The organism is Pseudomonas triticifolii (assembly GCF_014358015.1).
In the GTDB taxonomy this organism is placed as follows: Bacteria; Pseudomonadota; Gammaproteobacteria; order Pseudomonadales; family Pseudomonadaceae; genus Aquipseudomonas; species Aquipseudomonas triticifolii.
The window spans coordinates 77,750-98,119 of the sequence record NZ_JACONV010000016.1 but is presented as its reverse complement, the minus strand read 5'-3'; the positions used below and the strand labels follow the sequence as shown (position 1 = coordinate 98,119).

The following is a 20,370-nucleotide window of genomic DNA, read 5'->3' as shown; positions in this document are numbered from 1 at the left end:
AAACATGCTGCTTTCTCTGGAACCGCGCGGCCAGCAATCGCGCGCCATGTTGTGGTGCTCGCCGCTGCTGGCCGCGGTGCTGACGCTGGTGTGCGGGTCGCTCCTGTTCATTGCTTTGGGGCTCGACCCCTGGGTGACGTTGCACACGTTGCTGATTGCACCGGTCAGCGACCTTTACGGGCTGTCGGAACTGATGGTCAAGACATTGCCGATTCTGCTGTGTGCGCTGGGTCTGGCGGTCGCCTATCAGGCCCGCATCTGGAACATCGGGGCCGAAGGCCAACTGTTGCTCGGTGCTCTGGCGGGTAGCGCGGTGGCCGTCAATATCATCGAGATGGAAAGCCGCTGGGCGCTGGTGATGGTGTTACTGGCGGGCACGCTGGCCGGTGCGGCCTGGGCCGGGGTGACGGCCTGGCTGCGCACGCACTTCAACGCCAACGAAATCCTCACCAGCATCATGCTCAATTACATCGCCCTGAACCTGCTCCTGTACTTCGTGCATGGCCCGCTCAAGGATCCTGCGGGCATGAACTTCCCGGAGTCCGCGACCTTTGGCGACGCCAGCCGTCTGCCGCTGTTGATGGAAGACGGCCGCGCGCATGTCGGCGTGTACTTCGCGCTGCTGGCGCTGGTGGTGGTGTGGGTCTTGCTGCAGCGTAGCTTCGTCGGTTTCCAGATCAAGGTGCTGGGCCTGGACAAACGCGCCGCCGGATTCGTCGGTTTTCGTGAAAAGCGTCTGGTGTGGCTGGCCTTGTTGATCAGCGGCGCACTGGCCGGGCTCGCGGGTGTGTCGGAAGTCACCGGGCCCATCGGGCAATTGGTGCCACAGGTGTCGCCGGGCTACGGCTACGCGGCGATTACCGTGGCGTTCCTGGGCCGTCTCAATCCCATCGGCATTCTGTTTTCCAGTCTGTTGATCGCCCTGCTTTACCTGGGCGGGGAAAGCGCACAGATGACCTTGAACCTGCCGCCCGCCATCACCCAATTGTTTCAGGGAATGATGCTGTTCTTCCTGCTGGCCTGCGACGTACTGATTCTTTACCGCCCGCGTCTGAAGATGCGCTGGGCCAAGCGTCAGATGACGCCTGCCGTGGGAGCCATGTAATGGATATCGATCTACTGAGCAATATTTTCTACGCCATGGTGCGTTGCGGCACGCCGCTGCTGCTGGTCGCGCTGGGTGAGCTGATCTGTGAAAAGAGCGGCGTGATCAACCTCGGTCAGGAAGGCATGATGCTGTTCGGTGCCGTGATCGGCTTCATCATCGCTCTGAGCACCGGCAACCTGTGGCTCGGCGTGCTGCTGGCGATGGCGGCCGGCATGCTGCTGTCGGCACTGTTCGCGCTGGTTGCACTGGTATTCAACGCCAATCAGGTGGCCACCGGTCTGGCACTGACCATCTTCGGCGTCGGGCTGTCGAGTTTTGTCGGGGCGGCGTGGGTCGGCAAACCACTCAGCGGTTTCGAGCCGGTTGCGATTCCGTTTCTGAGCGACATTCCGCTGATCGGCCGCATGCTGTTCGCGCAGGATCTGTTGGTCTACCTGTCCTTCGCCCTGTTTGCGCTGGTGGCCTGGGCCCTGCTGAAAAGTCGCATCGGGCTGATCATCCAGGCTGTCGGCGAAAACCCTGACGCGGCCAGCGCAATGGGCCTGCCCGTGTTGCGGGTGCGTACGCTTGCCGTGTTGTTCGGCGGGGCCATGGCCGGACTGGCAGGGGCGTATCTGTCGCTCGCCTACACGCCGATGTGGGCCGAAAACATGAGCGCCGGGCGCGGCTGGATTGCCCTGGCGCTGGTGGTGTTCGCCAGCTGGCGCGTCTGGCGCTTGCTGCTGGGCGCTTACCTGTTCGGTCTGGCCAGCATCCTGCACCTGGTCGCCCAAGGCATCGGTCTGGCGATCCCTTCCAACCTGCTGGCGATGCTGCCTTATGTCGCGACCATCATCGTGCTGGTGCTGCTGTCGCGCGACGCATTGCGCACCCGGTTGTACGCCCCGGTTTCGCTGGGGCAGCCTTGGCGGGCGGGGCATTGAGGATAAACGGCGGTGCCGTACGCATCGCCGGCAAGCCGCCTCCCACGGGACATTGCTTCAGTCAGTGAGTCAGTGAGTCAGTGAGTCAGTGAGTCAGTGAGTCAGTGAGAGCTTGCTCACGAAGACGGCGGCTCAGACAGCGCGTCACGTCGCACCGGCCAAAGCTGCAACACAGCCCAGAACAGTTCGGCTGCCAGGATGCCGATCAGCAGGCTGCTGGCTCCCTGACTCAACGCGTAGGCTTGCCACGTTGCGAACAGCACGCGACCCGCCGCGTCATAGCGCCCGAATATCGGTTGCGGATGGCGAATCCTCAGCACTGCCCACACACAGACAATCGAACCCAGCAGGTTGGCCATCAGCATGTGCATGGGCTCGAAATCCGGAAAATCACCTGACAGGTTCCAGAACTGACTCAACGCCCTCAATCCCCCATGAAGGACGACGAAACTCCAGGGAGTGACGAAGGCCGCCGTGATGATCAGGTCGTACCATGCACTGGCTTTGATCACTTGGCGGTATTGCCGGGTTGTCCACATGAAGCGGCTTCCTGCTGATTAAGATTCCAACAGGCTAAAGGCTGGAGTAGGCTCCAGGGTCAAGCACTTCAGGGACATTCCATTGATGCGTATCGGTGAACTGGCAGAGGCGACCGCCGTCAGTCGCGACACACTGCGCTTCTACGAGCAGCGCGGACTGATCGTCGCGCAACGCAGCGCCAACGGTTATCGACACTACCCTGTAGAGACGGTCCAACTGGTGCAATTCATCAAAGTGGCGCAACGGCTGGGTTTCAGCCTGAACGAAGTCGGCAGCAATGTTGCCGAACTGTGGAAGGCGCCCGATCCGGATACTGCAATTGCAGCACTGCTCCGGGAAAAACTGGCGCTGATCGATACCCGTATCGCAGCGCTCACCGCGCTGCGCGGCGAGTTGCATCAGCGTCTGGGCCAGCAATGCCCGCTGAGCCCTTGAGTCCATCTTTCAATCTGCCAAGGAGTTTTTCATGACCACCAAAACCGCACTGATCATTGGCGCCTCGCGTGGCCTGGGTCTCAGCCTGGTTCAGCGCCTCACCGAGCAGGGCTGGAAGGTCACCGCAACGGTGCGTGATCCGCACAATGCCGACGCGCTCAGAGCCATCGAAGGCGTGCGAATCGAAGCGATGGACCTCGACGATACTGCTTCGCTGGAAGTGCTGGTGCAGAAGCTCAAAGGCGAAGTGTTCGACGTGCTGTTCGTCAACGCCGGGATCATGGGTCCCAAGCATCAGAGTGCGGCCCAGGCCACGGCAGCCGAACTGGGTCAGCTGTTTCTGACCAATGCGATTGCGCCGATCCGCCTTGCCGAACGCTTCGTCGATCATATTCGTCCTGAAACCGGCGTATTGGCGTTCATGAGTTCGGTGCTGGGCAGTGTTGCCTGCCCTGAAGGCGAAACCATGACGCTGTATAAAGCCAGCAAGGCCGCACTTAACTCGATGACCAACAGCTTTGTGGTCCAACTGCCAGAGCCACGTCCGACCGTGCTGTCGTTGCATCCGGGCTGGGTCAAGACCGACATGGGCGGCGAGAACGCAGCCATCGACGTGCTGACCAGCACCACCGGGCTCGTTGAACAACTCAATGCCTATGCGGGCAAGGGTGGACATCACTTCATCAACTACAAGGGCGAGACGATTGCCTGGTAGATCAACGCCGGGCACACGCGCAACTTGATTAAAAACTGACCACCCCGGTAACATCTGCGACCTGCCGAGGTGCTGTCTGCCTCGCACCCTGGATCAGCAGACAGGGCAACACTGAGCTGGCTAACCCTGAACCCATTTTCAGAGGAGCCGGCTCATGTCCGCGATCCGTATCTGGTTGAAAAATCCCCTGGCCATCTTTACCGCCAATCATCTGGACGCCCGTGGCGGGCTGGTGATCGAGGGCGGCGTCATCACGCAAGTGCTGGCGGCCGGGCAGCATCCTGCCCTGCCCTGCGCGCAGGTGTTCGATGCCTGCGAGCATGTGCTGCTGCCGGGCTTGATCAACACGCATCACCATTTCTATCAAACCCTGACCCGCGCCTGGGCACCGGTGGTCAATCAGCCGCTGTTTCCATGGCTCAAAACCTTGTATCCGGTATGGGCACGACTGACGCCGGAAAAGCTCGCCGTCGCCAGCAAGGTCGCGCTGACCGAACTGTTGTTGTCTGGCTGCACGACCGCCGCCGACCACCACTATCTGTTTCCGGACGGGCTGGAACAGGCCATCGACGTGCAGGTACAGAGCGTTCGTGAACTGGGTATGCGCGCCATGCTCACCCGCGGCTCCATGAGCCTGGGCGAAGCGGATGGCGGGCTGCCGCCGCAACAGACCGTGCAGCAGGGCGAGGTGATTCTGGCCGACAGCCAGCGCCTGATCGAGACCTACCACGAACGCGGCGACGGTGCGCAGATCCAGATCGCCCTCGCGCCGTGTTCGCCGTTTTCCGTCACGCCGCAGATCATGGCTGAAAGCGCGGAGCTGGCCGAAAAACTCGACGTGCGCCTGCACACTCATCTCGCGGAAACCCTCGACGAAGAAGATTTCTGCCTGCAACGTTTCGGCCTGCGCACGGTGGATTATCTGGACAGCGTCGGCTGGCTCGGCCCGCGCACCTGGCTGGCTCATGGCATTCATTTCAACCCCGACGAAATCGCGCGCCTGGGCGCAGCGGGCACCGGCATCTGTCATTGCCCGAGTTCCAACATGCGCCTGGCCTCTGGCATCTGCCCGACGCTGGACCTCACCGACGCAGGCGCGCCACTGGGGCTTGGCGTTGACGGTTCGGCCTCCAACGATGCGTCGAACATGATCCTGGAAGCCCGTCAGGCGCTCTACCTGCAACGGCTGCGCTACGGCGCGGAAAAAATCACCCCGCAGCGCGTGCTGGGCTGGGCGACAAAAGGCTCAGCTCAACTGCTGGGGCGTACCGACATCGGCGAATTGGCGGTCGGTAAGCAGGCCGATCTGGCGCTGTTCAAACTCGACGAGCTGCGTTTTTCCGGCAGCCACGACCCGCTATCGGCGCTGCTGCTGTGCGGCGCAGACCGTGCCGACCGGGTGATGATCGCAGGACACTGGCGGGTGATCGACGGCCAGGTCCAAGGGCTGGATCTGCAACAGTTGATCGCCGACCATCGTCAGGCAGCACGCGAGCTGCTTCAGGGTTAAACGCCAGGCCTGTAAAGCTGTGAACGGATCGACACCTTCAGCGATGTCGATCCGCTAGAGTGTCGCCTCCTCCAGCCGCCAGGCGAAACGCCGTGTCCACCACACCTCAGCCTGCAAGCCCTCCCGAAGATGACAAAAGCCTGTTGGTCCTGCTGCTGGGTCTGGCCTGGCAGCTCTTGCTGTTGGTAGGACCCGCCGCGCTGGTCACGATGTTGCCGCCCTGGCAGGGGTTTCTGATCGTGCTCAGTCTGGCCGCGCTGAGCGGGTTATGTGTATGGGCTGGCTGGAAAGACGCAGCCAACCAGATCACCCCGCTAGGTGCCAGCGCCATGATCGGCCTGGGGCTGAGTCTGGGTCGCGTGCTGCCCAATTACTGGAATGTGCCCATTGCCCTGTTCACCGTTGTGTTCGGTCTGAACCTGCTGCAGAAATGGGAACGCAAACTGGGCATTGCCGAGCCATCCGTTGACGAAAAGGCGGGTGAGAACACGCCATCACCGCCTCGTCAGCGCAGCCATGAAACGAGCAGCAGCGCCTGGGGTGGCCAGGAGCCGGAACGCACGCCCGAAGGCGAGCCGATTCGCGTCTTCAACATGGGCGAAATCGCCATGGGCGGGCCGGTCTACGTTGACTATCTGTTTCCCGACGGCGTGTTGCTGCAAGGGCTTGGTTCTTCGGCCCGGTTTTCCAGCGACGGTCGCTACTTCGCCGCTACAGTGCCGTCCAGGCAGCAATGGGGACTGGTTATTCTCGACCGTCAGATGCGCCGGGTGTATCACTGCGACAACGATGTGTTCTGGGAGCTGGACGCGTTCAGCGAGACCGATCTGAGCGGGCGCATCAGTCCGCTGGTGGACAACCGGGCCTCCACGATCAACCTGCAGGACTTGCTCAAGACCGCCCGAGTCGTGGACATGATGTCGATCGTGGATATCTGGATCGAGCCCTCGGCACTGCCTCAGGACGCCGCCGCCGAGCGAATAGAACGCAACGGGCCACACGACCGACATCGCATAGAAGGCCATTTGCGAATGCCCGCCAGCCTGCGCGATCTGGAGCAACCACTGGACGCCCTGCGCTACCCGGCCTATCAATTGAGCCTGGACGGCCGGGAAACCGACCTGTTTTTCTACGCGGACGCCTCGATCATCTGGCGCGCGGACGGCAAGGCGCTGTGTGTCATGGCGCAACAGGCCAGTGACGAGCAGACGAAATACTGGTGCTGGGAAAGCAAAACCGGCTGGCACGCACTGCCCGAGCCTTGGGTGATCAGCCACCGGGAAATCTCGCTCAACTGGAACAGACTGCTGGCGCTGGACGATCATTACGTGCGCATTGAAGGCTATCTGGCTTTTGAGTGCCCCGATCGTGGCCGCTATGGCTACAGTCTGCGTTGCATTCACAGCGACACGCAAATACAGACCGGTCACGACGCTCAGGGCCGTTTGCGAAGCGGGCAGCGAGCGCTGACCGGTATCCGCCTGGTCGTCCCGCTGACCGGTAATGGCGAGCGCGGCGCAAGCAGTGTCGAGTCCGCGCCGCTGCTGGATGAGCAGCGCGCGCGGCTGACCTGGCAGATGGATAACAGCATTGATCAGGGAGGTTATCGCTGCCGGATTGCGGACTGGGAACTGCCGGGGCTGTGGCTGCTTGATCACCGGGTTTCGGACTGTAAACGTTATCTGGCGCTGATCCCCTTCACCGAATACCCGGCCAGCGCGGGCAACGTAGTGGTCGTCGATGTCCTCAAGCGTCGTCGCCTCGAAGGCCCTCCCATGGAGGTGGTCCACCTGCTGGACGTGCGCGAAGGCACACTCTCGGTCATCACGGTGTCCGGGCGGCTGACGGATACCTGCGAAAGCACCGCCTTGCAGCGTTATGACCAACCCGCGCCACCCATCGGGCAAGCGGCAGGCTTTTGCGATGACCGCGAAGGCTCTCGCCCTTACTATCAGACAGTCGAGCTGGAAATCGGCAGCGACGCCCTGCAGATGTTGCCGCAATGGCGAACAGTACACAGGCCTCAGGCGGCCACGGCGGACGGAGATTTCCTGCAGCCCGCAACTGACAACCGTGACGCGGCCTGGCTGTTCGGCAGCGAGACCGAATACGCCGATAGCTGGATGCGCACCAGCTCAGGTCGCCTGGGCGGTCATCTGCTGACGGCGTCAGGTTGCGCCATCAAGGACCTCGCACCGTCCATGATTTGGTCACACGACGCCCGTTACCTGGCCCTCACTCGCTTGCATGTCGACCCGCAAAGCCGATGGGAGCTGTTGCTGCTGGATGTGCAGGAACGGACGTTGCGCACCTTTCCTTACTCACCGGGCAACCGGCCCCAGTTCGAAAGCTTCGACAACGGGAAGCTGAAGATGCGAGCGTTCGAGCGGGACTGGGATTCGGAGGTTTATCTGGACAACGGCCGCGTCAGCTCGACGAGTCTGGCCAGTTTGTTGAAGCTACCGGCGGTGGCGCTGGTCGAACAGGACGGCGTCTGGCTGATGCCGGGGCAGGAAGCCGAGGCCTCCTTGTGGCGAGCGCTGGAAAAAACGCCACTGTGTGTTCAGTCGACGGGTTGCGTCTGAAAGTCAGTCTTCGTGAGCAAGCTCACTCCCACAGGTTAAAACCGGTTTCAACCAGTAGGAGCGGACTTGTCCGCGAAGGGGCTGGTGTATTCAGTCGAGGTGTTGCGTCTGGAAGTCAGTCTTCGTGAGCAAGCCCACTCCCACAGGTTAAAACCGGTTTCAACCAGTAGGAGCGGACTTGTCCGCGAAGGGGGCGGTGTGTTCAGTCGAGGTGTTGCGTCTGGAAGTCAGTCTTCGTGAGCAAGCTCACTCCCACAGGTTAAAACCGGTTTCAACCAGTAGGAGCGGACTTGTCCGCGAAGAGGCCAGTACATTCAGCCAAATGTGTTGCGCCTGAAAGTCAGTCTTCGTGAGCAAGCTCACTCCCACAGGTTAAAACCGGTTTCAACCAGTAGGAGCGGACTTGTCCGCGAAGGGGCTGCTGTATTCAGTCGAGGTGTTGCGTCTGAAAGTCAGTCTTCGTGAGCAAGCTCACTCCCAAAGGTTAAAACCGGTCTCAACCAGTAGGAGCGGACTTGTCCGCGAAGAGGCCAGTACATTCAGCCAAATGTGTTGCGCCTGAAAGTCAGTCTTCGTGAGCAAGCTCACTCCCACAGGTTAAAACCGGTTTCAACCAGTAGGAGCGGACTTGTCCGCGAAGGGGCTGCTGTATTCAGTCGAGGTGTTGCGTCTGAAAGTCAGTCTTCGTGAGCAAGCTCACTCCCAAAGGTTAAAACCGGTTTCAGCCAGCGGGAGCGGACTTGTCCGCGAAGGGGCTGGTGTATTCAGTCGAGGTGTTGCGTCTGGAAGTCAGTCTTCGTGAGCAAGCTCACTCCCACAGGTTAAAACCGGTTTCAGCCAGTGGGAGCGGACTTGTCCGCGAAGGGGGCGGTGTGTTCAGTCGAAGGAGCCCCGATCCCTCAAACCCCCAGGCACGACAACATGATGAACGTCGCAAACAGCACGAAGTGAGTCATGCCTTCAATGGCGTTGGTTTCACCGTCGTTCAGATTGATCGCGCTGACCAACAGGGTGATCAGGATCATCACGGTCTGCACCGGCGTCATGGCCATCTGGAACGGCTGGCCGCTGTAGAGCGCCATGGCTTCCATCACCGGCACGGTCAGGATCACCGTCGACAGCGATGCACCCAGGGCGATGTTGACCACCGACTGCATGCGGTTGGCCAGCGCCGCACGTAATGCGGTGAGAATTTCGGGCGAGGCGGAAATCGCCGCGACCAGGATCGCGGTCATCACCGGCGGCGCACCCGTACCTTCAAGGCCCAGGTCCACGGTCTTGGACATGACTTCCGCCAGCGCGCCGATGACCACGACACCGACCACCAATGTGGCGATGGAACGGGTCAGGTTGACCGGCTCGCCGTGCTCTTCAGGCTGATCCTTGCGCTTCTTCTTGTCCGGGTAGCTGTAGCTGAAAAAGTAGCTGTGTGGCCCGACCTGCATGCGCAGAAACACGGTATAGAGCAGGACCATCGCGCCAATGGTGAACGCCGAATACAGCTTCCAGTTCGCCTCGGGAATGAACTCGGGCACCACCATGGACACGCCCATGGCGGTCATGATCATCACGCTGTAGGTGCGCGCCGAGTCATCGTTGTACGACTGCTCGCCGTGCTTGATGCCGCCCATCAACGCGGCCAGTCCGAGAATGCCGTTGATGTCGAGCATCACAGCGGAATAGATGGTGTCGCGCACCAGCGTCGGTGATGGCTCGTTGCTCATCATGATCGCCAGGATCACCACTTCGACCAGCACTGCCGACAACGTGAGAATCATCGTGCCGTAAGGATCGCCGACTTTCTCGGCGAGCTGTTCGGCGTGATGCGCCACACGCAGCGATGCGCAAACGATGAAGCCAACCAGCGCCAGACCGGCCACCAGCGCGACGGTCTGGCCATTGCCCAGCAGCGTGTGCTCCAGTGGATAGGCGATAAAGGTGGCGATGATCGCCAGCAGTAAAAACTTTTCTTGCTTGAGCAGCGCGCCCATTGTGTACCCCAAACCCTTGCGACACATCGCCGCGGATGTATGTGAAGGTGTCTGTCATTGAAGCCGTTCAGAGTGCAGGGTGTGACAAAAGGTTTCAAAAAAAAGACCCGAATGAGAATGGCACACACGTGTAAATGACTTTTGATCCCGCCGTCACGATGTGAAATAGTGCCCGCCGTTTTCTTCGCGACCTTTCTGGCGCGTCTGTTTTCGCGATTTTGTTTCAGTGACAAAGGACATTCGCCATGCGTGCTTTTCGCCTCTCTCATCTGCTGGCCGTTAGCCTTTTGGCAGCGCTGGCCTGCGCAACCCAAGCCGCACCCATCGACATCGATGACGGCCAGCACAAGGTTCATCTGCCTGACACGCCCAAGCGTGCGGTGGTGCTGGAGTTTTCCTTCCTCGACAGCCTGGCCTCGGTCGGCGTGACGCCTGTGGGCGCGGCTGACGATGGCGATGCCAACCGCGTACTGCCCAAGGCGCGCAAGGCCGTAGGGGAATGGCAGTCGGTAGGCCTGCGCTCGCAGCCCAATATCGAGGTTATCGCTCGCCTCAAGCCGGACCTGATCATCGCTGACCTGGGTCGTCATCAGGCGCTGTACAACGATCTGGCCAGCCTGGCACCCACGCTGATGTTACCGTCGCGTGGCGAAGACTATGAAGGCAGCCTGAAATCCGCCGAGCTGATCGGTACGGCGTTGGGCAAAGGCCCGCAGATGCAGGCGCGTATCGCGCAAAACCGTGAGCACCTGAAAACCGTTGCCGCACAAATCCCGGCCGATACAACGGTGCTGTTCGGCGTTGCCCGTGAAGACAGCTTCTCGGTACATGGCCCGCACGCTTACGCAGGCAGCGTATTGAAGGCCATCGGTTTGCAAGTGCCTGAAGTGCGCAAGAACGCCGCGCCGACCGAGTTCGTCAGTCTTGAACAGTTGCTGGCGCTGGACCCGGGCTGGCTGCTGGTCGGCCATTATCGTCGCCCAAGCCTGGTAGACAGCTGGAGCAAGCAGCCGCTGTGGCAGGTATTGACTGCTGTGCGTAACCAGCACGTGGCAGAAGTGGACGGCGACAGTTGGGCGCGCAATCGCGGGATCATGGCGTCCGAACAGATTGCCGATGATGCGCTTGCCGTCCTTAAGGGCGGCAAGGCCGTGATCAACCCGTAAATGCGCCGTTGGCTGATGGCGAGCGTGATCGCCGCGAGTTGTCTGGGCCTGTTCTGGATGTCGCTGTTCGCCCTGTCGCCCTTCACCATCCGGCAGGTCGACGCCTGGAACGGGTTGTTCACGCTGGGCCGCGAGGGCGGCAACATCGCCTACATCGTCGCGCAACTGCGCGTGCCGCGAGCGTTGTGCGCGGCGCTGGTCGGTGCCTGCCTGGGCGTGGCCGGGGCGTTGATGCAGGGCATCACCCGCAATCGGCTGGCCTCCCCCTCTCTATTCGGAGTAACCGCAGGCGCGGCGCTGGGCCTGGCACTGTTTTCGACAGGTTTGATTGCCCTGCCCTTTGCCGGCGGCGCGCTATTGATGACGTGTCTGGGCGGCGCGCTGGCCTGGATCACCGTGTTCAGCCTCGGCGGGGCGTGGTCACCGGCAACGTCTCAGGGGCGACTGGTGCTGGCGGGCGTGGCGGTGGCTGCACTGTGCGCGGCGCTGACCCGGCTGACGGTGATTCTCGTTGAAGCGCAGGCGCAAAGTGTTCTGAACTGGCTGGCCGGCTCGCTGGCCAACGTCGGCACCGCACAACTGCAACTGCTGTGGCCCTGCACGCTGATCGGCGTCGTGCTGGCGATTGCCTGCGCGCCACGCCTGAACCTGATCAACCTCGGTGAAGACGCCGCCCGTTCGCTGGGCGTGCGCATCGGCGCGTTGCGTCTGCTGGTGTTCGTGGTCAGTCTGGTGCTGGTCGGAGCCAGTGTATGCGCCGTCGGGCCCATCGGCTTTGTCGGGCTGATCGCGCCGAACATCGCCCGCCAATGGCTGGGCAACGATTACCGCTGGCTGATCCCGGTCAGTGCCGGACTGGGCGCCGCAATTGTGCTGGCCTCCGACCTGATCAGCCGCGCCGTGGCATTCCCGGTCGAGACACCGGCAGGCGTGGTGACGGCATTGATCGGCGCGCCGTTCTTCCTGTTTCTGGCGAGGCGCGCGCTATGAGTCAGCCGCGCTCAAGACTGCTGATACTGATCGGCCTGTTGCTGCTGGCGCTGCTGTTAAGCCTGAGCGCAGGTACGGTCTGGCTGACACCCGGCGCGGTGCTCGACCATTTGATCGCCCACGACAGCAAAGACTTCGAAGTCTGGAATCACCGATTGCCACGCGGCCTGATCGCGGTGGTGACTGGCTGTGCATTCGGTCTTGCCGGAGCCATCGTACAGGGCGTGATCCGCAACCCGCTGGCCTCACCGGAAATCCTCGGCGTGACGCAAGGCGCGGGACTTGCGCTGACCATCGCGATCATCGGTTTCCCGCACTTGCCGGTGTCTGCGCTGCCATTTGTGGCGTGCCTGGGCGGTGCGGGTGGCGCGCTGTTGCTCGCGCTATACAACACCGGCGTGCAGTTTTCCGGGGTGCGTTTCGCGCTGTCGGGAGTGGCCATCGCGGTCACGTTGTCGAGCATCACCGAGTTTTTGATTCTGTCCAACCCGCTGGACATCAACACCGCATTACTGGCGCTGACCGGCAGCCTGTGGAGCCGCAACTGGCATCACGTGCTGCTGGCCTCGCCGTTGCTGATACTGATCCCCGTCACGCTGTTGCTGGCCAAACCGCTGAACCTGATCGGTCTGGGGGATGAGGCGGCGCAAAGCCTGGGAACGGGGCTCAAGCGCACGCGCTGGCTGGCGATGGGCAGTGCGGTGCTGCTGACCAGTCTGGGCGTCGGGATCATTGGCCCGATCAGTTTCGTCGGGCTGGTCGCACCGCACATGGCCCGCCGACTGGTGGGCGGTCATCATCAATACCTGTTGACCGCCTCCATGGTGCTGGGCGCACTGCTGCTGGTGCTGGCCGACACCCTCGGTCGCACGCTGATCGCGCCCAGCGAGATCCCGGCCGGGATTCTCACGGCTGTAATCGGCGCGCCCTATTTCCTGTGGCTGCTGGCCCGATTCAAAGGTTGATCCCATGAGCATTCTTCAGGCACAGCAACTCGACATCGGCTACGGCTCAACGCGCATCGTGCAGAACCTGTCGTTCAGCCCGCCGCCCGGCAAGGTCACGGCGCTGATCGGACCCAACGGCTGTGGCAAATCCACGTTGCTCAAGGCGTTCGCACGCATTCTCACGCCGCAGTCGGGCAGCCTCAGTCTGGATGGCACGCCCTACCGTGATCTGTCGGCGCGGGATCTGGCGCGCAAAGTGGCGTTTCTGCCCCAGGTGCTGCCCATTCCCGAAGGCGTCAGCGTGCGCCAACTGGTTGCCTATGGCCGCAGCCCGCACAACAGCTTGTGGGGTCGGTTGAGCGGCACGGATCAGCACAGTGTCGAGCAGGCCCTGCGACGCATGGAGCTGGACACCCTCGCCGACCGGCCGCTGTCTGACCTGTCCGGCGGGCAACGCCAGCGCGCATGGCTGGCGATGATTCTGGCGCAGGATGCGGCCATCGTGCTGCTCGACGAGCCGACCACGTATCTGGACATCAGCCATCAGGTCGAGCTGCTGGACCTGATGCGTGCCCTAAGCGCCGAGGGCAAGACGGTCATCACTGTGCTGCATGACATCAACCAGGCCTGCCGTTATGCCGACCACCTGGCGGTCATGCAGGCCGGGCAACTGGTTGCCAGCGGCACACCCGGCGACGTGCTGGATGCCGAACTGGTGTGCCGCGTGTTCGATGTCCAGGTGCAGATCATGCGTGAGCCGGTAGCAGGCACGCCCATGTGCATCGTCGAGCGCAGCACGCGCTGCACCAGTTAGCGGCGAAGTGCCTGTTTCCTGCACCGTCACGCTGCATAGATCGTTGGGTTAAACAGCCCGCAGCACGTCTGCGCTATAACTTGTCTTTATGGTCAGTTTTTTGCATTGGCGGAGTATCCACTCCAACAAGACTGCAAGGAGCAAGACCCGATGCACCTGACCACCCCACGCCGTCCCCTGAAAAAACTGCTGTGTGCCATGACTGCTGTCGTCGGTCTGGGTGCAAGCCTGCTCGCCTCGGCAGCCGATCCGCTGAAAGTCGGCTTCGTCTACATCGGCCCTATCGGCGACCACGGCTGGACCTATCAGCACGAGCAGGGCCGCAAGGCGATGGTCGCAGCCCTGGGCGACAAGGTCAGCAGCAGCTACGTGGAAAACGTGCCTGAAGGCGCGGATGCCGAACGTGTGATCCGCAACATGGCCAAGGGCGGCTATGACCTGATCTTCAGCACCTCGTTTGGCTACATGAACCCGACCCTGAAAGTCGCCAAGCAGTTTCCCAAGGTGAAGTTCGAACACGCCACCGGCTACAAGCAGGACAAGAATATGGGCACCTACCTGGCCCGCACCTATGAAGGCCGTTACGTGGGTGGTTTCCTGGCCGCGAAGATGACCAAGACCAAGAAAATCGGCTACGTCGCATCGTTCCCGATCCCGGAAGTGCTGCGCGACATCGACGCCATTCAACTGGCACTGAACAAGTACAACCCCGGCACCGAGATCAAGGTGGTGTGGGTCAACTCCTGGTTCGATCCGGGCAAGGAAGCCGACGCGGCCAACGCGCTGATCGACCAGGGCGTGGACGTAGTGTTCCAGCACACCGACAGCCCGGCCCCGATCCAGACCGCCGAGCGTCGCGGCGTTTACGCGGTCGGCTACGCATCGGACATGGCCCACTTCGGCCCCAAGGCAGTGCTTACGTCCATCGTCAATAACTGGGGGCCGCATTACATTCAGGCGGCCGAAGGCGTGCTTGCAGGTACCTGGAAACCGCAGGATTACTGGGGTGGCTTGAAGGAGGGTACGGTTGAACTGCCGATCAGCGACATCGTGCCCGCCGACGTGAAGGCCGAGGCGCAGACAATCATCGCCAGCATCGAAAGCGGCGAATTTCATCCGTTCACCGGCCCGATCAAGGACCAGACCGGCACCGTGAAAATCCCTGCCGGCGTGGTCGCGACCAACGCCGAGCTGGCGTCGATGAACTACTACGTCGAAGGCATCAAGGCCGAGTTGCCGAAGTAATCTGCCTGAGGGATCGCGTCCATGCTCAAAGGGCGCGATCGCTCCGCCGACCACCCGATTTCCAGGACCGCTTCATGGACCAGCTTCCCATCATCGATATCGCCCCGCTCTACGGCCCGGACATTCAGGCCTGGCAGACCGTCGCCAGTCAGATCGACAGCGCCTGCCGCGAATGGGGCTTTTTCTACATCACCGGCCACCCGATCACGCCGCAGCGGATCGAGCAGGTGCAAACGGCCGCCAAACGTTTCTTTGCCCGACCGACAGCCGAAAAACTCAACATCGACATCACCCAAAGCACCCACCATCGCGGCTACGGTGCCATTGCCACCGAGCAACTGGACCCCAGCCTGCCGAGCGATCTGAAGGAAACCTTCGACATGGGGCTGCACATGGACGCCGGGCATCCCGACGTGCTGGCAGGCAAACCCTTGCGCGGGCCGAATCGGCACCCTGACCTGCCGGGCTGGCAAAGTCTGATGGAGCAGCATTACCTGGATATGCAGGCACTGGCGCAGACCCTGCTGCGCGCCATGACCCTGGCGCTGGGCATTGAGCGGGACTTCTTCGATGAGCGCTTCAAGGACCCGGTCAGCGTGCTACGCATGATCCATTACCCGCCGCGCCACACCGCCACATCCAGCGAGCAGCAAGGCGCAGGTGCCCACACCGATTACGGCTGTATCACCCTGCTGTATCAAGACGCGGCAGGCGGTTTGCAGGTTCGGGATGTACGCGGCCAGTGGATCGACGCACCGCCCATTGAAGGCACGTTCGTGGTCAACCTCGGCGACATGATGGCGCGCTGGAGCAACGACCGTTACCTGTCCACGCCACACCGGGTCATCAGCCCGTTGGGTATCGACCGCTACTCGATGCCGTTCTTCGCCGAGCCTCATCCCGATACCCGTATCGAATGCCTGCCGGGCTGTCAGAGCGAAAGCCAGCCGGCCCGCTATCCTGTCACGACCTGTGCCGAGTTTCTGCTGTCGCGTTTCGCCGATACGTATGCCTATCGCCGAGACCAGGAAAACGTATCTTAGGCTCTGTACGCAATGTCGGCGAACGCAGCCACTTTTCTTACAGCGCCTGGTTGAGTTGAACGGCCGGTCAGGTTTTACCCTACGCGGCGACGTGCATCTGTAGAATGCCCGCGATCTGCACCTGATGAGAAAAGCACATGTATGACTGGTTGAACGCCCTGCCCAAGGCAGAATTGCACTTGCACCTTGAAGGTTCGCTCGAACCCGAGCTGCTGTTTGCCCTGGCCGAGCGCAACAGGATTGCCCTGCCGTGGAACGACGTGGAAGCGCTGCGCAAGGCTTACGCCTTCAACAACCTGCAGGAATTCCTCGACCTGTATTACCAGGGCGCGGACGTGCTGCGTACCGAGCAGGACTTCTACGACCTGACCTGGGCCTACCTGCAACGCTGCAAGGCGCAGAACGTGATTCACACCGAACCGTTCTTCGATCCGCAGACCCACACCGACCGTGGGATCCCGTTCGAAGTGGTGCTGGCCGGCATCACCGGTGCGCTGAAAGACGGAAAATCGCAACTGGGCATCGACAGCGGCCTGATCCTCAGCTTCCTGCGCCACCTGAGCGAAGAGGAAGCCGAAAAAACCCTCACTCAGGCACTGCCGTTCCGTGATGCGTTCGTGGCCGTTGGCCTGGACAGCTCGGAGATGGGGCATCCGCCGAGCAAGTTCCAGCGCGTGTTTGACCGCGCCCGCAACGAAGGCTTCCTGACCGTGGCCCACGCTGGCGAAGAAGGCCCGCCGGAGTACATCTGGGAAGCGCTGGACCTGCTGAAGATCGAGCGCATCGATCATGGTGTGCGCGCCATCGAAGACGAAAGACTGATGCAGCGCATCATCGACGAACAGATCCCGCTGACCGTCTGCCCCCTGTCAAACACCAAACTCTGCGTGTTCGACGACATGGCCCAGCACAACATCCTCGACATGCTTGAGCGCGGTGTGAAAGTCACGGTGAATTCCGACGACCCGGCCTATTTCGGCGGCTACGTGACCGAGAACTTCCACGCCCTGCACACCCACCTGGGCATGACCGAAGATCAGGCCAGGCGTCTGGCGCAGAACAGCCTGGATGCGCGGTTGGTGAAGCCTTAAACCTGAATAGTGTCGTGACCGTGCCGATGCTCTGCGTCGGCATGCTGCCCGGGCCGGCTCAGGCCGCGGATGCAATCTTGCTGATCTCCCGCTGCCCGCTCGACGACACTTGCAAGGTGCTGGATTCTTCGGTCGTGCGCAGCCAGCCCATCTGAATGAACAACTGCAAAAGCCCCGCGCCCAACGCGCCGCCCAGATGCGGGCTGCGTTCGCTCCAGTTGGCGCAGGCGCAGACCGTCTCACGTTTGCGCTGGGCGAGCGCCGGTATGTAAATTCCGCGTTCAGCAAACCTGGTCATACCCTTGCTCGTGACCTCGATGCGCTTGTCCTGCTGCTCTATCCACCCGGCACCCAACAGGCGCTGATAAAGCTCGGCAGCCATTTCGCCCCCCAGGTGATCGCAGCAGATACGCGCGCGACGCAATGGCAAGGGAGGCATGGGCTGAGCAACGCTGCGGCTGATCTGATCGGCGCTGGCCAGCGAGGCATTGGCCAATGCCTCAACTGCCGCGCCGACCTCGGGCGCTGCCAGGCGGAAAAAACGCTTGCGACCCCGCGCTTCCTGCTTCAACAACCCTCCGCTGGCCAGCCGCGACAGATGCGCACCCGCAGAAGACGTCGAGAGGCCAGCCAACAGTGCCAACTCATCGGCAGGACGAGCAGTACCATCCATCAATGCCCAAATCATCGCGCTGCGCTTGGGGTCGGCCAGCAATGTCGCAATCTGGCTGATGCAAGGTGCATATTCCATGTGTTCACTCCCTGTTGAAACAGTCATCTAGTGCGATGACATATTGACAGCATTCACGCCTCAGTAAAGTTGAACGCGGATCCAACTTGAAATGACAAGTATAAACTCTATGCCACGGCCTCCGATTGGCTAAAAACTTTTGCCGCAGAACACCTATCTGCCAATGGCATAAATAGCGTCTTCATGACGAACAGACCATTATCATCCGAACTAAAAAATCACGAGCAGAGCGCTCTGCATCGGGCCTTAAGGCTGATAAGCGGTTACGTGAAAAGAATAATGAGGAAGGTGCCTACGACAAAAACGCCAGAAGTTCTAACTACGCTAAAGATTCGCTTCCACGTTGATATCAGAACGTCGCATGAATGAAATGCATTTAAATACTATATTTTCCGAAGTGTCCGTAGGTTAATTCTTCTGTTTTTGTAGCCATTGAAACTATTGAAGTACTCATTGGCTTACACCGTGTTGCTGACAACGCGTACGTAACATGTCCAGAAGCAAGTTGACGGGCTTACTGAGTTGGGCACGATGGGCACACAGCAAGTTCAAGGGCGCACGCTCGCCGAGCAAATGAGGCATAAGCACCGTCAATCGTCCGGCCCGGACATCCGAGGCGACATCCAGCCAGGATTTGTACGCAATGCCCTCGCCCGCCACGGCCCAGCGGCGTACCACATCGGCGTCATCGCTGAACCGATTGCCTTCAACCGTCAGGCTCATTTCGCGCTTACCGTCCTCGAACGTCCAGCGGTCATGAACACGCTCACCCAGCATGAACAGCAGGCAATTGTGCTGTGCCAGTTGCTCGATATGCTGCGGCTCGCCGAAGCGCTCCAGATAGCCGGGTGAGGCGCACAGGACCCGCCTGTTACCCGGCAGGACTGGCAGCGCTACCAGCGTCGAGTCTTCCGGCTCGCCATAACGCAGTGCCACGTCCACCGGCTGGCGGAACAGATCGGCCATCCGGTCGCCCAGCAACAGGCGCAAAGTGAGTTGCGGGTGTTGCTGCTGAAACGCGTCCAGCCAGGGAAGCAATACATTTCGGCCCAGGTCCGAAGGTGCCGAGAGCTGCAGAACACCTTCGCAGCGGTCCTGACTGCTGGCCAACAGACGCTGCCCCTCTTCAAGACTGCCGAGCGCAGCGCGGGCGTATTCCAGAAAGCCCTCACCCTCGGCGGTCAGGCGCAGACTGCGTGTCGAGCGCGCGAGTAAACGCGCGCCGACCTGCAATTCGACCCGTTTGAGCGCCGCACTTGCCACGGCCGCCGACATGTCCATGACCCGCGCGGCAGCCGACAGGCTACCCAGATCTGCCGCCCTCACGAACACCTGCAGGTCATCAAATCGCAGCATGGCCACCTCGGATTATCAAAATAATATTGAAAGAGACTACCGTTTTAGCGGGTTTTATCTTGACGGGAAATACCTAATGATCCACTCATCATTTTTTCTCGCGAGGACCCGCTCATGAAGGCTGTTGCTTATTACCAATCCCTGCCGGCCAGCAACCCCGAGGCCTTGCAGGACGTTGAGCTACCAGAGCCGGTTGCTGGTGCGCGTGACCTGCTGGTCGAGGTCAAGGCCATTTCCGTGAACCCGGTGGACACCAAGATCCGGCAGAACGTCCAGCCTGAAGATGGCGCAGCCAAAGTGCTGGGCTGGGACGTGGCGGGCGTGGTGAAAGCCGTTGGCAGCAACGTCACGCTGTTCAAGCCAGGCGACAAGGTCTACTACGCAGGCTCGTTGATACGCCCGGGTGCCAACAGCGAGCTGCACGTGGTGGATGAACGCATCGTTGGCCACATGCCCAAATCACTGAGCTTTGCCCACGCCGCCGCGCTGCCGCTGACGGCCATTACCGCGTGGGAGCTGTTGTTCGAGCGCCTGCAGATCGCACAGGGCAAAGGTGAAAGCGGGCAAAGCCTGTTGATCGTCGGTGCCGCAGGCGGCGTCGGTTCGATCCTCACGCAACTGGCGCGTCAATTGACCGCGCTGAACGTCATCGGCACCGCTTCACGCGCCGAGACCGAAAGCTGGGTGCGTGAACTGGGTGCCCATGAAGTGCTGGACCACAGCAAGCCGCTGAGCGAAGAGCTCAAGCGCGTTGGCATCGCCGCTGTCACCCACGTGGCCAGTCTGACCCAGACCGAGCACCACCTGGATCAACTGGTCGAAGCCCTCAAACCCCAGGGCAAGCTGGGCCTGATCGACGACCCCAAGTCGCTGGATGTCTCCAAGCTCAAGCGCAAGAGCCTGTCGCTGCACTGGGAGTTCATGTACACCCGCTCGATGTTCGAGACCGACGACATCATCGAGCAGCACAATCTGCTCAATCGTGTGGCCGAACTGGTGGACGCCGGCACGCTGAAAACCACCTTCGGCGAACACTTCGGCCGCATCAACGCCGAGAACCTGCGTCGTGCTCACGCGCTGCTGGAAAGCGGCAAGGCCAAGGGCAAGATCGTGCTTGAAGGGTTCTGATCAGCCCCCGTTGGCGTTGTGTCAGTCGCCCT

Annotated in this window: 18 protein-coding genes; 14 read left to right on the top strand and 4 right to left on the bottom strand. The window is 61.2% G+C overall.

Going from position 1 to position 20,370, the window contains the following annotated elements:
* Positions 1 to 4: 4 nt before the first annotated feature.
* Together H8S56_RS18610 and H8S56_RS18605 are read left to right on the top strand one after the other, a co-directional pair.
* Complete coding sequence (locus tag H8S56_RS18610; protein WP_187519449.1) at positions 5 to 1,105, top strand: ABC transporter permease; 1,101 nt, start codon at positions 5 to 7, stop codon at positions 1,103 to 1,105.
* Positions 1,105 to 2,031 (top strand): ABC transporter permease, encoded by a 927-nt coding sequence (locus tag H8S56_RS18605; protein WP_024684749.1) that lies wholly within the window; start codon positions 1,105 to 1,107, stop codon positions 2,029 to 2,031. Before H8S56_RS18610 ends, H8S56_RS18605 begins: the two co-directional genes overlap by 1 nt.
* Positions 2,032 to 2,147: 116 nt before the next feature.
* Here the strand turns inward: H8S56_RS18605 and H8S56_RS18600 are convergent, their stop codons facing one another.
* Positions 2,148 to 2,570 carry a hypothetical protein gene (locus H8S56_RS18600; RefSeq protein WP_024694035.1) on the bottom strand — a complete coding sequence of 141 codons (423 nt, stop codon included), beginning with the start codon at positions 2,568 to 2,570 and terminating at the stop codon, positions 2,148 to 2,150.
* An 85-nt stretch (positions 2,571 to 2,655) separates the two neighbouring features.
* Between H8S56_RS18600 and H8S56_RS18595 the strand changes: the two genes are divergently transcribed.
* The 4 genes from H8S56_RS18595 to H8S56_RS18580 all read left to right on the top strand — a co-directional run bounded on the left by H8S56_RS18595 (position 2,656) and on the right by H8S56_RS18580 (position 7,816).
* Entirely contained in the window at positions 2,656 to 3,006 is a 351-nt protein-coding gene (locus tag H8S56_RS18595; protein ID WP_024684747.1) for a MerR family transcriptional regulator, read from the top strand.
* A 31-nt stretch (positions 3,007 to 3,037) separates the two neighbouring features.
* The gene (locus H8S56_RS18590; protein WP_187519448.1) at positions 3,038 to 3,721 is read left to right on the top strand and encodes an SDR family oxidoreductase; all 684 of its coding nucleotides are present in this window, start codon (positions 3,038 to 3,040) and stop codon (positions 3,719 to 3,721) included.
* Between the two features lie 154 nt (positions 3,722 to 3,875).
* Positions 3,876 to 5,231, top strand: a complete 1,356-nt coding sequence (locus H8S56_RS18585) for an 8-oxoguanine deaminase (RefSeq protein WP_187519447.1) — start codon at positions 3,876 to 3,878, stop codon at positions 5,229 to 5,231.
* Positions 5,232 to 5,323: 92 nt separating this feature from the next.
* Positions 5,324 to 7,816 (top strand): hypothetical protein, encoded by a 2,493-nt coding sequence (locus H8S56_RS18580; protein WP_187519446.1) that lies wholly within the window; start codon positions 5,324 to 5,326, stop codon positions 7,814 to 7,816.
* Between the two features lie 899 nt (positions 7,817 to 8,715).
* On the opposite strand, the gene H8S56_RS18575 is transcribed toward H8S56_RS18580, so the two are convergent.
* On the bottom strand, positions 8,716 to 9,807 hold the full coding sequence (locus tag H8S56_RS18575) for a calcium:proton antiporter (RefSeq protein ID WP_187519445.1): 1,092 nt from the start codon (positions 9,805 to 9,807) through the stop codon (positions 8,716 to 8,718).
* Positions 9,808 to 10,052: 245 nt separating this feature from the next.
* Here H8S56_RS18575 and H8S56_RS18570 point away from each other — a divergent pair, with 245 nt between their 5' ends.
* The 7 genes from H8S56_RS18570 to H8S56_RS18540 all read left to right on the top strand — a co-directional run bounded on the left by H8S56_RS18570 (position 10,053) and on the right by H8S56_RS18540 (position 17,103).
* Entirely contained in the window at positions 10,053 to 10,973 is a 921-nt protein-coding gene (locus H8S56_RS18570) for a Fe(3+) dicitrate ABC transporter substrate-binding protein (RefSeq protein WP_187519444.1), read from the top strand.
* Positions 10,974 to 11,963, top strand: a complete 990-nt coding sequence (fecC, locus tag H8S56_RS18565) for an iron-dicitrate ABC transporter permease FecC (protein ID WP_024694039.1) — start codon at positions 10,974 to 10,976, stop codon at positions 11,961 to 11,963.
* Complete coding sequence (locus H8S56_RS18560; RefSeq protein ID WP_187519443.1) at positions 11,960 to 12,928, top strand: iron chelate uptake ABC transporter family permease subunit; 969 nt, start codon at positions 11,960 to 11,962, stop codon at positions 12,926 to 12,928. The genes fecC and H8S56_RS18560 overlap by 4 nt, the downstream gene beginning before the upstream one ends.
* A 4-nt stretch (positions 12,929 to 12,932) precedes the next feature.
* Positions 12,933 to 13,724 carry a Fe(3+) dicitrate ABC transporter ATP-binding protein FecE gene (fecE, locus tag H8S56_RS18555; protein ID WP_187519442.1) on the top strand — a complete coding sequence of 264 codons (792 nt, stop codon included), beginning with the start codon at positions 12,933 to 12,935 and terminating at the stop codon, positions 13,722 to 13,724.
* A 150-nt stretch (positions 13,725 to 13,874) separates the two neighbouring features.
* Positions 13,875 to 14,969, top strand: coding sequence for a BMP family ABC transporter substrate-binding protein (locus tag H8S56_RS18550; RefSeq protein ID WP_024685368.1), 1,095 nt, complete (start codon positions 13,875 to 13,877; stop codon positions 14,967 to 14,969).
* Between the two features lie 74 nt (positions 14,970 to 15,043).
* Positions 15,044 to 16,012: a 2-oxoglutarate and iron-dependent oxygenase domain-containing protein gene (locus H8S56_RS18545; protein WP_187519441.1), complete on the top strand. Its 969-nt coding sequence runs from the start codon at positions 15,044 to 15,046 to the stop codon at positions 16,010 to 16,012.
* A 137-nt stretch (positions 16,013 to 16,149) separates the two neighbouring features.
* Positions 16,150 to 17,103 carry an adenosine deaminase gene (locus H8S56_RS18540; protein WP_024685370.1) on the top strand — a complete coding sequence of 318 codons (954 nt, stop codon included), beginning with the start codon at positions 16,150 to 16,152 and terminating at the stop codon, positions 17,101 to 17,103.
* Between the two features lie 58 nt (positions 17,104 to 17,161).
* Here the strand turns inward: H8S56_RS18540 and H8S56_RS18535 are convergent, their stop codons facing one another.
* Positions 17,162 to 17,854, bottom strand: coding sequence for an ArsR/SmtB family transcription factor (locus H8S56_RS18535; protein WP_024685371.1), 693 nt, complete (start codon positions 17,852 to 17,854; stop codon positions 17,162 to 17,164).
* Positions 17,855 to 18,304: 450 nt separating this feature from the next.
* Positions 18,305 to 19,210, bottom strand: coding sequence for a LysR family transcriptional regulator (locus tag H8S56_RS18530; RefSeq protein WP_187519440.1), 906 nt, complete (start codon positions 19,208 to 19,210; stop codon positions 18,305 to 18,307).
* 114 nt (positions 19,211 to 19,324) lie between these two features.
* Here H8S56_RS18530 and H8S56_RS18525 point away from each other — a divergent pair, with 114 nt between their 5' ends.
* Positions 19,325 to 20,338 (top strand): zinc-binding alcohol dehydrogenase family protein, encoded by a 1,014-nt coding sequence (locus H8S56_RS18525; RefSeq protein WP_024694043.1) that lies wholly within the window; start codon positions 19,325 to 19,327, stop codon positions 20,336 to 20,338.
* Positions 20,339 to 20,370 lie beyond the last annotated feature (32 nt).

Bases quoted from the DNA above. Each gene is read 5' to 3' on its own strand.
- H8S56_RS18610 (WP_187519449.1), top strand. From the start codon at position 5: ATGCTGCTTTCTCTGGAACCGCGCGGCCAGCAATCGCGCGCCATGTTG.
- H8S56_RS18605 (WP_024684749.1), top strand. From the start codon at position 1,105: ATGGATATCGATCTACTGAGCAATATTTTCTACGCCATGGTGCGTTGC.
- H8S56_RS18600 (WP_024694035.1), bottom strand. From the start codon at position 2,570: ATGTGGACAACCCGGCAATACCGCCAAGTGATCAAAGCCAGTGCATGG.
- H8S56_RS18595 (WP_024684747.1), top strand. From the start codon at position 2,656: ATGCGTATCGGTGAACTGGCAGAGGCGACCGCCGTCAGTCGCGACACA.
- H8S56_RS18590 (WP_187519448.1), top strand. From the start codon at position 3,038: ATGACCACCAAAACCGCACTGATCATTGGCGCCTCGCGTGGCCTGGGT.
- H8S56_RS18585 (WP_187519447.1), top strand. From the start codon at position 3,876: ATGTCCGCGATCCGTATCTGGTTGAAAAATCCCCTGGCCATCTTTACC.
- H8S56_RS18575 (WP_187519445.1), bottom strand. From the start codon at position 9,807: ATGGGCGCGCTGCTCAAGCAAGAAAAGTTTTTACTGCTGGCGATCATC.
- H8S56_RS18570 (WP_187519444.1), top strand. From the start codon at position 10,053: ATGCGTGCTTTTCGCCTCTCTCATCTGCTGGCCGTTAGCCTTTTGGCA.
- fecC (WP_024694039.1), top strand. From the start codon at position 10,974: ATGCGCCGTTGGCTGATGGCGAGCGTGATCGCCGCGAGTTGTCTGGGC.
- H8S56_RS18560 (WP_187519443.1), top strand. From the start codon at position 11,960: ATGAGTCAGCCGCGCTCAAGACTGCTGATACTGATCGGCCTGTTGCTG.
- fecE (WP_187519442.1), top strand. From the start codon at position 12,933: ATGAGCATTCTTCAGGCACAGCAACTCGACATCGGCTACGGCTCAACG.
- H8S56_RS18550 (WP_024685368.1), top strand. From the start codon at position 13,875: ATGCACCTGACCACCCCACGCCGTCCCCTGAAAAAACTGCTGTGTGCC.
- H8S56_RS18545 (WP_187519441.1), top strand. From the start codon at position 15,044: ATGGACCAGCTTCCCATCATCGATATCGCCCCGCTCTACGGCCCGGAC.
- H8S56_RS18540 (WP_024685370.1), top strand. From the start codon at position 16,150: ATGTATGACTGGTTGAACGCCCTGCCCAAGGCAGAATTGCACTTGCAC.
- H8S56_RS18535 (WP_024685371.1), bottom strand. From the start codon at position 17,854: ATGGAATATGCACCTTGCATCAGCCAGATTGCGACATTGCTGGCCGAC.
- H8S56_RS18530 (WP_187519440.1), bottom strand. From the start codon at position 19,210: ATGCTGCGATTTGATGACCTGCAGGTGTTCGTGAGGGCGGCAGATCTG.
- H8S56_RS18525 (WP_024694043.1), top strand. From the start codon at position 19,325: ATGAAGGCTGTTGCTTATTACCAATCCCTGCCGGCCAGCAACCCCGAG.